The sequence below is a fragment of the Inquilinus limosus MP06 genome (genome assembly GCF_000767795.1).
Classification (GTDB): Bacteria; Pseudomonadota; Alphaproteobacteria; order DSM-16000; family Inquilinaceae; genus Inquilinus; species Inquilinus limosus_E.
Map to the genome: position 1 here is coordinate 1 of NZ_JANX01000159.1, position 11,255 is coordinate 11,255.

Sequence of the window (11,255 nt, forward strand, 5' to 3'; positions counted from 1 at the left end):
CCGGCCTGCTGTCGGGCAGCGACCGCTGGGGGCCGGAATGGAGCCGCGTCGCCCCCGGCATCGCCACCGCCACGGCGCTGCACGACCGCGAGGCGCTGTGCGGCCTGGGCCTGATGACGCCGTGGTGGGACCTGCCCGGCTACACCACCCTGCACCGCGACGTGCCGGTGTTCTGGTTCGGCGACGACACGCGCCGGTTGTGGCGCTCGGCCCCGTCCTTCAACTATGTGATGGCGCGGCCGGAGCAGATGCCGCCGGGCACCGGCTACCGGCTGGAGAGCTGCCCGAGCGAGATCTGCCTGTACCGCCGTCCGGGGCAGTGCGCGGCGCCCCGCGATATCGGGGTCAGCGGGGCGATGGCCGAGCGCGGCAACTGAGTCCGGGCGCCCCGATGCGGCCCGACTCTCCGCTTGAGACTCGGACCGGGCTGGTCTAAAGCAACGCGGCGGCGGGATCGGCCCGCCGTTCCCGTTTCTCGCACTGGCCCATCCCAGCCGGGTCCGGCTGACAGGAAATCACCGTCGCATGTTCAATTTCTTCGGTTTCCTTTCCGCCGACATCGCCATCGACCTGGGCACGGCCAACACGCTGGTCTACGTCAAGGGCCGGGGCATCGTGCTGAACGAGCCGTCGGTCGTGGCGATCCAGACCCATCGCGGCAAGAAGCAGGTCCTGGCGGTCGGCGACGAGGCCAAGCTGATGCTGGGCCGCACCCCGGGCAGCATCATCGCCATCCGCCCCCTCCGCGACGGCGTCATCGCCGATTTCGAGGTGGCGGAGGAGATGATCAAGCATTTCATCCGCAAGGTCACCAACCGGCGCAGCTTCGCGGCGCCGGAGATGATCATCTGCGTGCCCTCGGGGTCGACCGCGGTCGAGCGCCGGGCGATCCAGGAATCGGCCGAGAGCGCCGGCGCCCGCCGGGTCCGCCTGATCGAGGAGCCAATGGCGGCGGCGATCGGCGCCGGCCTGCCGGTGACCCAGCCGACCGGCAGCATGATCGTCGACATCGGCGGCGGCACCACCGAGGTGGCAGTGCTGTCGCTGGGTGGAATCGTCTATTCCCGCTCGGTGCGCGTCGGCGGCGACAAGATGGACGAGGCGATCATCGCCTATATCCGCCGCAACCATAACCTCCTGATCGGCGAGGGCTCGGCCGAGCGGATCAAGAAGGAGATCGGCTCCGCCGCCCCGCCGGAGGACGGCGAGGGCCGCTACATGGAGATCCGCGGCCGCGACCTGCTGAACGGCGTGCCGAAGGAGCTCTTGATCTCCGAGCGCCAGATCGCCGAGAGCCTGGCCGAGCCGATCAGCCAGATCGTCGAGGCCGTGAAAGTGGCGCTGGAGCACACGGCGCCGGAGCTGGCGGCCGACATCGTCGACAAGGGCATCGTCCTGACCGGCGGCGGCTCGCTGCTGGGCAATCTCGACCTGGTGCTGCGGCACGCCACCGGCCTGCCGGTGTCGATCGCCGACGACCCGCTGTCCTGCGTCGCGCTGGGCACGGGCCGGGCGCTGGAGGAGCGATCGCTGCAGGCGGTCCTCATCAGTGCTTACTGAGATCTGAAAGCGGCGTTATTGTAAGGGCATAGCGGGGTGTGGCGAGGCGCCCCGCTGCAACCGTTGGCGACGGACGGAACATGCGGGTGATGCAACGGAGCAGACCGGCGGTTCGCATCGCGGCAGTCAGGGCCGTCGCTCACCGATTCTCCTTCGGCCTCCTGCTGTTCGCCGCCGTCAGCCTGCTGATGGTCGGCAAGATCGACGCGGTGCTGCTGGACGGCGTCCGCGCCCGCGTGGTCGACGCCGTGGCCCCGATCCTCGACGCCATGTCGCGCCCGGCGGCCAGCGTCGCCCGGCTGGTCACCGAGGTCCAGAGCCTGTCCGACATCCGCGGCGAGAACGCCCGGCTGCGGCAGGAGCTGTCGACGCTGCGCCAGTACCAGGACGTCGCGTTCCGGCTGGAGGCCGAGAACCTGACCCTGCGCAACCTGCTGAACTACACGCCGGATTCGGCCCATTCCTTTCTCACCGCCCGGGTGGTGGCCGACAATGGCGGCGCCTTCGTGCGCAGCCTGACGATCAATCTCGGCTCCGTGAACGGCATCCGCGACGGCCAGGCCGTGCTCGGCGGCCGCGGCCTGATCGGCCGGATCGTCGAGACCGGCGACCATTCCGCCCGGGTGCTGCTGATCACCGACCTCAACGCCCGCATCCCGGTGACGATCGAGCGCACCCAGCAGCGCGCGGTGGTCGGCGGCGACAACACCGACCGGCCGCGCCTCCTGTATCTGCCGCCGGACGCCTCGATCCGCATCGGCGACCGCATCGTCACCTCCGGCGCCGGCGGCATGTTCCCGGCCGGCCTGCCGGTCGGCGTCGTCGCCGCGGCGCAGGACGCCACCATCCGGATCCAGCCGATCGAGCCGCTCGAGGCCATCCCCTACGTCAAGGTCGTCGATTTCCGCACGCTCGATCCCGGCATGGCGATGCAGCCCGTGCCCGGCTTCGCGCAATGACCGGGGACCTGCTGCACAAGCTCGACCTCGCCGCCCGCCACGCCGCCCCCGGGGCCGTGACGCTGATCCTGGTGCTGGTCGGCGTCACCCCGACGCAGCTGCCCTACTACAGCAGCATCGCGCCGCTGCTGCCGCTGGCCTCGGTCTATTACTGGGGCGTGTACCGGCCGGACCTGATGCCGATGTGGCTGCTGTTCCTGGTCGGCCTGCTGCACGACGCGCTGACCGATTCGCCGATCGGTCTGCACGCCGCGATCCTGCTCCTGTGCCAGTGGGTGCTGTTGCGCCAGCGCCGCTTCCTGGCCGGGCGGCCCTTCGTGGTGCTGTGGCTGGGTTTCGCCGTGCTGGCTGCCGCCGTCACCCTGGTCGAATGGATCGGCGTCGGCCTCTACGACGTCGCCATCGTGCCGCCGCGGCCGCTGCTGATCCGGCTGGTCGTGACCATCGCCCTGTTCCCGCCGCTGGCCTGGCTGTTCATCCAGGTGCATCGCGGCTTCCTGCGGGCGGCGGACTGATGGACCGCGACGCCGATCGCTCGCGCGGCTTCACCCGCCGCGCCCTGGCCCTCGGCGGGCTGAAGCTCGGCCTGCTCGGCGTGCTGGGCGGGCGGCTCTACTACCTCCAGGTCGAGGAGAGCGACCGCTACAAGGTCCTGGCCGAATCGAACCGCATCAACATGCGGCTCCTGGCCCCATCGCGCGGCCTGATCACCGATCGCTTCGGTGCCCAGATGGCGGTGAACGACCAGAACTTCCGCGTCGTGCTGGTGGCGGAGGAGGCGAAGGACATCCAGGGCGTGCTCGGCCGGCTGGGGCGGAACGTGCCGCTGACCGACGCCGACCTGGCCCGCATCATCCGCGACGTGAAGCGCCGCCGCGCCTTCGTGCCGGTGACGGTGAAGGAGAACCTGAGCTGGGAGCAGGTCTCCTGGATCGACGTGAACGGGCCGGAGCTGCCGGGCCTGTCGATCGAGGTCGGCGAATCCCGCCGCTATCCCTTCGGCGTCGAGATGGCCCATGTCATCGGCTATGTCGGCGCCGTGGCCGAGGCCGACCTGACCGGGGAGCCGGTGCTGAGCCTGCCAGGCTTCCGCATCGGCAAGTCGGGGATCGAGCGGCAGTACGAGACCGATCTGCGCGGCGTCGCCGGGTCGAGCCAGGTCGAGGTCAACGCCGTCGGCCGGGTGATCCGCGAGCTGAACCGCGACGAGGGCAAGCCGGGCCAGGAGGTCCGCCTGACCATCGATTTCGAGCTGCAGCGCTACGTCATGGAGCGGCTGAAGACCGAGTTCAGCGCCGCCGCCGTGATCATGGACGTGCACAGCGGCGACGTGCTGGCCATGGCCTCGCACCCGTCCTACGACGCCAACCTGTTCCCGAACGGCATCAGCACGGCCGATTGGCGCCGCCTGGTCGAGGATCCCTACGGCATCCTCAACAACAAAGTGATCAACGGCCAGTACCCGCCGGGCTCGACCTTCAAGATCGCGGTGGCGGCGACGGCGCTGGAGGCGGGGGTGACCACGCCGGACCAGCGCGTGTTCTGCCCCGGCTATGTCGATCTCGGCGACCACCGCTTCCACTGTTGGAAGCGCGGCGGCCATGGCAGCCTGAACGTGGTCGACGCCATGGCCCAGTCCTGCGACGTCTATTTCTACGAGATGGCGCGGCGGCTGGGGATCGACCGGCTGGCCGAGGGCGCGCGCAAGTTCGGCATCGGCCAGAAGCTCGGCGTCGACCTGCCGAATGAGCGGCCGGGGCTGATGCCGGACAAGGCCTGGAAGGAGGGCACGATGGGCACCTCCTGGCAGATGGGCGAATCGCTGATCGCGGGCATCGGCCAGGGCTATGTGCTGGCGACGCCCCTGCAGCTCGCCACCATGACCGCGCGGCTGGTCAATGGCGGCAAGGCGGTGGTGCCGCGGCTGGTGATGGCGGTCGGCGGCCAGGACATGCCGGAGGTGCCGGACGCGCCGCCGATCGGCGTCGCCAAGAGCCATATCGACACGGTGATCGAGGGCACCGTGGCGGTGATGACCCGCGGCACCGGCAAGCGGTCGCAGATCAAGCAGAAGGGCATGGAGATGGGCGGCAAGAGCGGCACCAGCCAGGTCCGCCGCATCACCATGGCCGAGCGCGCCGCCGGCGTGAACCCGGACAACTGGCCGTGGAACCAGCGCCACCACGCCTGGTTCGTCGCCTACGCCCCGGTCGGCGCGCCGCGCTACGCCTGCTCGGTGATCGTCGAGCATGGCGGCGGCGGCAGCGAATACGCGGCCCCGATCGCCCGCGACATCCTGCTGGAATGCCAGCAGCGCGAGTCCGGCCGGCGCCTCCTGTCGGCCGCCCCGGGAGACGGATCCGACAAAGGTTGAGACTTTCGTGAAGAAAGGGTTGCAACCCGTCCGGCCGTTGGCTATATCACCGGCCGTCCCGAGCGAACGGGCGCATAGCTCAGTTGGTAGAGCAGCTGACTCTTAATCAGCGGGTCCTAGGTTCGAGCCCTAGTGCGCCCACCAGTTCGCAGGATGGAAAGAGCAGGCCCGCTTCGGCGGGCCTTTCTTTTGCCCGCGAGCCGGCCAGGCAACCCGGGTGACGACGCCGGTGCCCATGACCGGCGCCTTCTCACCCCTCCCTTACAATCCGCTGCAGCATGTCCCGGAACCGGGCGGTCTCCTCGACGGTCAGCGGCCGGGCGGCGAGGGGGCCGGAATAGACCTCGTCGCGGCGCTCCGGCGGCAGGGTCATCGACCGCCAGCTGGAGGCGGCGCCGGTGGCCAGGCGGCGCGACAGGAAGCTGCAGCCGCGGCGGAAGAAATCGGCCTCCCAGTCGTCGAAGGGCTGGTCCAGCCGCTCCAGATAGCGGGCAGCCCATTCGGCGATCTCGGAACGCGGCGCGCGGGGCTGGCCTCCGGCCATGGGTCTCGACCTCCGACTCCGATGCAGGCTTGTCGGCCGAAGCCTGCTTGCGTCCCGGGATAGGACAGCGGTCGTTATTCCTTCGTGAATTCCGCCCGGCCGGAGCGCCGGGCGCCGATCTGCAGCGCCGCCTCGATCCGCTGCAGCCGGGACAGGGCCGAGGCCAGGCCGGCGCAGAGCAGCCACAGCACCAGCCCGGCGACCACGGCGCCGCCGCCCATGGTCCAGGCCTCGGTCCGCAACTGCCGGCCCAGCCCGGGCCCGTCGCCGATCATGTCGGCCAGCGCCGAGATGCGGGCATCCGGTGCCGCCAGCATGTCGGCCGGCCGGTCGGGGATCAGGGCGGAAACCTGGCCGAGCAGGTTGGCGGTGCCGATCAGCCGGGCGGCCAGGACATAGCCGGCCAGGAGGCCGGCGACGAAGAGGAGGATGCCGAGGGCGTGCAGCGCGACCGCGAGGCCGGGCATGCGCTGGCTGTCCGGGTCGCGGCTGGTCAGCGGGCGTCGGTCCCTGGAGGCCTGGAGCATGCATCCCCTCGCGCGATCCGGGAGGGCCGGCGGCCGGGCCCGACGGGAACCCCCGGATCGCCTCGATCTTATGCCGGCGCGCCGGTGGAGGCGAGAGGCGCCGCCGGCCTTTCTCAGAGGCCGTTTTGAAACTCGCTGCGACGAGTCAGCTGGCGTGGTTTTCGAGAACCGGAGCGCAGCGGACGAAAGGTCCGTGAGCACCGGAAGCGGAGAAAATCACGTCAGATGGCCGTCGCAGGTGAGTTTCGGGACGCCTCTCAGGCGATGGCGGGCACCGGCGTCGGTTGCACCGCGTAGCCGACATAGAGCGGGTGCTTGGGCGACCCGTCGGCGGTGATGGCCAAGGCGTGCGGCACCGTTCCGGCCTCGCCCAGCATCCGCAGCAGCGCACGGCCCCAGCCGGGGCGCACGGCGTCGCAGTGCCGGCCCCAGCCGCAGACCACCAGCGCCGCCGCCCGGGCGGCCTGGACGATCGCCTCGGGGTTGCCGGGGCCGACCGGATCGGCCTCGGCGTAGAGCGCCTTGGGGTCGGTCGAGCGCAGGGCGAAGGCGTTGGTGACGATCAGCCCGCCATAGCCCATCGCTCGGGCCCGGCGCTCGCAGCGCTCGACCGTCGGGTCGTTCTTGATCTCGTCGGCGGTGGACGGATTCAGCAACAGGAAGTTGGCCGGCGGCACCGCCGGGTCCCAGCGCCGCCACAGCAGGGTGCGATAGCGGCCGCAGTCGCTGAAGACGGCGCCGCGATCGGTGAACAGGTCGGGCTGGGCCATTCCGGTCTCCGGTCGGGATCGGCCGTTCTTAGCCCAGCCCCACGGCGGCGTCGCGCCCAATCACGCCGGGCGGGGCACGACGCCATGCCCGGCAGTGCGGCTTCCTAGGAAAAAAGACCTTGTCCTGTCATATGCACTTCACATGCAGGCCCTAAGCTCGACGCGATACTCGGTCTCATCGGACTGAAGCGGAAGCAGGAGAAGCGTGTCACATGGTGAAGATCGACGCCGCGACTAACCCTTCAGGCCCAAGCAAGGCCAAGTCGGAGACGGACCCAGAAACCGTCAATGCCTGGGAAGAGGCCAAGAAAGCCGCCCGGGATGCGGGAATACTGTGGGAACGGCCGAAGGGTGACAGTCGCTCGGCACAGGACATCATCAACGACACGCCGCTGCTGCGCGACCTGGGGAACCAGAGCGGCGTCAGGGACATGCTGGAAAAACGGGTCGGCGACATCGATACGGATGCCGACGCCGCGTTCCGGGCGGTGCAGATCCTGCAGCATGTCGAGAAGTTCGACGAGGACGGCAACCGGATCGCCGGCAACAACGTCGACAACGGCCGCGTCGACGGCTTCACCAAGGGCGGCGACGCCCGGCACGGCACCGAAGCCGGCCGCCTGCAGGATTTCGGCAAATACGGCTTCGACAACCTGAAGGGCAAGCTGGAGACCCCGGCCTCGGCCGGCGACAACAGCGAGGCTCGCGCGCAGGCCGAGAAGGTGGGCATCAAGTGGGAGCTGCCGGACGGCGACAAGCGGTCCGCGCAGGACATCATCGACGGCAATCCGCTGCTGAAGAACCTGGGGAACCAGAGCGGCGTCAAGGACATGCTGAAGGAGCGGGTCGGCGATTTCGAGCACGACGCCGACGCCGCCTACCGGGCGATCCAGGTCCTCGACCGCGTCACGATGATGGACGAGGACGGCAACGCGCTGTCCGGCGACGACGTCGCCAACAGCAGCGTCGACGGTTTCACCAACAGCGGCGAGGCCAGGCACGGCACCGAGGCGGGACGGCTCCAGGATTTCGGCAAATACGGCTTCGAGACCATCAGGGACGTCAAGAAGCCCGAGGATATCGGGGCCTACAAGGATTTCCAGAAGGCCAACCCGGACGCCGACGACGCGTCGAAGAAGATCGCCCTATACGGTGCCATCCTCGGCGAGAATTTCGATGCGATCCGGGGCAAGACCGGCTCGGGCGACACGCTGACGGCCGACGCCCTGAGGAAGTACAAGGACGAGAACCCGCAGATCAGCCAGGAATTCAAGGAAGCGCTGGATTTCTGGTCGCAGCCCGGCGCGTTCGGCACGATCGAGACGGCCCAGGACCCGCTGAAGTTCAAGCCCGACGGCAAGCTCAGCCAGGGCGACATCAAGAACTGGCTGACGAGCCAGGCCTCGAAGGATGCCGCCTCGGCCATCTCGTTCCTGTCCGGCATCGCCGACAGGAACACCGTCTCAGGCGTCGATACCGGCAAGCTGGACAAGGACATCTTCGAGCACCCCGAGAAGCACTCCACGGAAGAGAAGGCTGCGGCCCTACAGGAGCTGCTGACCGCCCAGCAACTGATCACCCAGGGCGCCGCGGCGGGCATGTGGAAGGACGACTATTCCATCGTCAGCATCGCCAACCGCGTGCGCAGCCATCCGGATCCGCAGAAGCTGCTCGAGGACGTCAACGACCACATCGAGACCCTGCAGAGCGACCCTGCGGTCGTGAAGTATCTGGGCGAGAACAGCGCCAAGCAGATCACCAAGCTGCTGGACGACAACAAGGGCCTGAAGGATTCCCTGCAGAAGAGCTATGACAGCGAGATCAAGTCCGGCAAGGCTCTCGACAGCCTGTGGGACGCGAGGACGAAAGACGGCAAGACCGACCAGCAGGCCGTCCTGGCCGAATTCTTCGGGTCGGCGCAGGCGTTCCAGGGCGCCCTGGGCATCAAGGACGCGGCGGATATCCAGAGCGCGGTCAAGAATTCCAAGCACGCCGGCGAGTTCCGTGACTTCTACGAGAAGTCGCTGGCGTCCGGCGACCGCCTGACCGAGCTGCTCAAGACCAATTCCTTCGAGAAGGCGACCAGCGCGTACAGCATGGAGGTGGCGCTGTACAACGCCGCCCTTGACCCCGAATTCACCGGCAAGTTCGACAAGCAGCTGAACGAGAACTTCACCCGCATCGCGCAGGACAACGTCTTCAAGGATGCGTCCTTCGACGACATCAAGGCGGCATTCGGCGTCAATGGCGGCGACGAGCTGGATGAGGCGAAGGTCAAGTCCTACATCGAGCAAGTCGGCAAGGACAATCCGGAACTGTTCATCAACCAGGACGGGACGGTCGCGAAGCCCGACCAGATCCTGACCACCTTCCGGGGCGACTGGGACCTGCTGCGCCAGGGGGCGAAGTCGCTCAACGAGCTCAAGCTGTTCAGCCCGGATTCGTCGGTCAAGGGCGCCGCCGACAAGGGCGTCCTGCACGGCGTCAGCGGGCTGTTCCTGGCCGGCGTCACCATCGCCAAGGGCGCCGGCGGCTCGGGCAAGCTGACCGACCGGCAGATCGTCGACATCACCACCGGCTCGATCCAGACCGCGACGATCATGACGGAGGGCGGCGTCAAGGGCTACCGGGACTATCTGTCGGGCGTGAAGGGCAAGCTGCAGGGCGACCTTCTCGACCATGTCGGCTCGCTGCTCGACGACGTCTCGCCGGAAAGCCAGGCGCTGCAGGACAAGGACAAGCTCACCGACAAGCTGTCCTCCAACCTGGGCAAGTTGGAGCAGGCGGCCAAGGGCCTGGGCGGCATCGTCGGCATCGCCGCCGGCGCCTACGGCATCTTCGACGGCGTCCAGGCGATCCGCAAGGGCGACACGGTCACCGGCGGCATCAGCATCGCCTCGGGCTCGCTGGGGGCGATCGCGGGCCTGGCCTCCGCCGTCGAAGGCGGGCTGGCGCTGTTCGCCCCCAGCGTGGCCCGTCTGATCCCGGCGCTGGCCGGCGGCGTCTTCGGACTGGCCGCGGCCGGCGTCGGCGCGCTGGCGCTGCTCCTTCCGAGCCTGATCGCCGAAGGCAAGCAGCAGAAGCGGGCCGACGATTTCGGAGAGCTGCTCAGCAGCTATCTGACCAAGTACGAGATCGACGGCGTGAAGAACGGCGACATCTGGGACGTCCCGGACGAGGACTGGCCCGACAGCGGCAGCTGACGCCCGCGCAACCGGTCCCCGCCGGCGGATGGCTCGAAGGAGGGGCGGATGCCCCCTCCTGCGCCGGCCGCGGTTGGCCGCGCCTTCAGCCCTGTGGGCCGAGGGCGCGCAGCTGCGCCTCGGCCTGCTCGAGGCCGAGCGACAGCAGCGCCGCGATCTCGTCCTCGCGCAGGCCGCGCTCCAGGGCGCGCCAGCGCAGCTCGCAGCGCCGCACCGCCTCCTCGAGATCGGCCTGGGAATGGATGTCCCGGATCGGACGCATGGGGCGGACGACTCCTCGGAAGCTGGGGCGGACAGGGCTGAGGGGTCGGATTCGGTGCAGCGAATCCAGGGGCATCGTCGCGGCGGGTCTCGCGGCCATCGGTGTCTCGCTGATATGTATTGTTCGTGTTTTGTTCTATACGAGAACGACGCCGGAGTCGAGTCCGGAGACGGCTTCGAAAGGCGAGGGTGGAGCTGAGGCCGCCTCAGAGCAGGCGGCCGGATCCCGCCACGCCGGACCGGCAGCTCGGCCACCGGCGCGACCAGGATCGGCGCCACCAGCTCGCGTAAGCGACGGCGAAGGTTCTGTATCGATTCCCAGCCTAGGACGGAGCGCGTTCGACCAGGTAGAACAGCAGCTTCGGCTTGTAGGGCACGACCGCGACGCTCTTGAACCCGGCATGGCGCAGCAGCGCCGCCAGCTCGACCGAGTTCAGCGCGTTGACCCAGCCGAGCGACCAGCGGTCGCGGCCGATGTTGCGGTCCAGCGGGTGATAGCTCAGCAGGGCGCGGGGCACCGCCATGCGCAACTGCCTCAGGAAGCGCGGCACGTCGTAGAGATATTCCAGCACCCCGAGGCCGAAGGCCATGTCGGCCTCGATTTCGGGGAAGGGCTCGCGGTTCAGGTCGCGGATGATGGTGCGGTCGTCGCGGCGGACGCAGTCCATCGGCAGATAGCTGCAGCCCTCCGGCAGCAGCCCTTCCAGCGCCATGGCGCCGCAGCCGATGTCCAGCACCCGCATGCCGGGGCGGGCGTGGATCGCGGCAGCCCGCGCCCGTTCGGTCCAGCTTTCGAGCTTGCCGACATCCTCCCGCGACCAGCGGTCGATCAGCGTCGACCGCGTCTTCGCCGCCGCGATGGTGGCGCGGCGGCGCTCCTCCGGATCATTGTCCGCGGCCCAGTCCGACACGGCCTGTTCCCCCTTCCGCGACGCGCTCAGCGCCAGCCGGCGCGCCAGCCATAATGCGGGTGCCACCAGCCCCAGCCATAGACCCGATGATAGCGCCAGAGATAGCCGGGCGCCGGAGCGACGCCGACCGGGGCGACATAGACGAC

The 11,255-nt window shown here is 69.0% G+C and carries 11 protein-coding genes and 1 tRNA gene; 7 read left to right on the plus strand and 5 right to left on the minus strand.

Going from position 1 to position 11,255, the window contains the following annotated elements; genetic code table 11:
* The 6 genes from P409_RS38890 to P409_RS14505 all read left to right on the plus strand — a co-directional run.
* Positions 1 to 377 (plus strand): hypothetical protein (locus P409_RS38890; RefSeq protein ID WP_034837892.1); only part of this gene is annotated, 377 nt, incomplete at its 5' end.
* A 148-nt stretch (positions 378 to 525) separates the two neighbouring features.
* On the plus strand, positions 526 to 1,560 hold the full coding sequence (locus P409_RS14485) for a rod shape-determining protein (protein ID WP_034837895.1): 1,035 nt from the start codon (positions 526 to 528) through the stop codon (positions 1,558 to 1,560).
* Between the two features lie 89 nt (positions 1,561 to 1,649).
* Positions 1,650 to 2,519 carry a rod shape-determining protein MreC gene (mreC, locus tag P409_RS14490; protein WP_034837898.1) on the plus strand — a complete coding sequence of 290 codons (870 nt, stop codon included), beginning with the start codon at positions 1,650 to 1,652 and terminating at the stop codon, positions 2,517 to 2,519.
* Entirely contained in the window at positions 2,516 to 3,034 is a 519-nt protein-coding gene (gene mreD, locus P409_RS14495) for a rod shape-determining protein MreD (protein ID WP_034837903.1), read from the plus strand. The genes mreC and mreD overlap by 4 nt, the downstream gene beginning before the upstream one ends.
* Complete coding sequence (gene mrdA, locus P409_RS14500) at positions 3,034 to 4,893, plus strand: penicillin-binding protein 2 (protein ID WP_034837906.1); 1,860 nt, start codon at positions 3,034 to 3,036, stop codon at positions 4,891 to 4,893. The genes mreD and mrdA overlap by 1 nt, the downstream gene beginning before the upstream one ends.
* Before the next feature lie 68 nt (positions 4,894 to 4,961).
* A tRNA-Lys gene (locus P409_RS14505) sits at positions 4,962 to 5,037 on the plus strand.
* A 106-nt stretch (positions 5,038 to 5,143) separates the two neighbouring features.
* Here the strand turns inward: P409_RS14505 and P409_RS14510 are convergent.
* The 3 genes from P409_RS14510 to P409_RS14520 form a co-directional block, all read right to left on the minus strand.
* Entirely contained in the window at positions 5,144 to 5,437 is a 294-nt protein-coding gene (locus tag P409_RS14510) for a hypothetical protein (protein WP_034837909.1), read from the minus strand.
* Between the two features lie 74 nt (positions 5,438 to 5,511).
* Positions 5,512 to 5,964 (minus strand): hypothetical protein, encoded by a 453-nt coding sequence (locus tag P409_RS14515; protein WP_034837913.1) that lies wholly within the window; start codon positions 5,962 to 5,964, stop codon positions 5,512 to 5,514.
* Positions 5,965 to 6,221: 257 nt separating this feature from the next.
* On the minus strand, positions 6,222 to 6,734 hold the full coding sequence (locus tag P409_RS14520; protein ID WP_034837918.1) for a DUF1643 domain-containing protein: 513 nt from the start codon (positions 6,732 to 6,734) through the stop codon (positions 6,222 to 6,224).
* Positions 6,735 to 6,946: 212 nt separating this feature from the next.
* Between P409_RS14520 and P409_RS14525 the strand changes: the two genes are divergently transcribed.
* The gene (locus tag P409_RS14525; protein WP_052120628.1) at positions 6,947 to 9,937 is read left to right on the plus strand and encodes a type III effector HrpK domain-containing protein; all 2,991 of its coding nucleotides are present in this window, start codon (positions 6,947 to 6,949) and stop codon (positions 9,935 to 9,937) included.
* An 85-nt stretch (positions 9,938 to 10,022) separates the two neighbouring features.
* Here the strand turns inward: P409_RS14525 and P409_RS38895 are convergent, their stop codons facing one another.
* Together P409_RS38895 and P409_RS36245 are read right to left on the minus strand one after the other, a co-directional pair.
* On the minus strand, positions 10,023 to 10,199 hold the full coding sequence (locus P409_RS38895) for a hypothetical protein (protein WP_161790398.1): 177 nt from the start codon (positions 10,197 to 10,199) through the stop codon (positions 10,023 to 10,025).
* 322 nt (positions 10,200 to 10,521) lie between these two features.
* Entirely contained in the window at positions 10,522 to 11,109 is a 588-nt protein-coding gene (locus P409_RS36245) for a methyltransferase domain-containing protein (protein ID WP_052120630.1), read from the minus strand.
* Positions 11,110 to 11,255 lie beyond the last annotated feature (146 nt).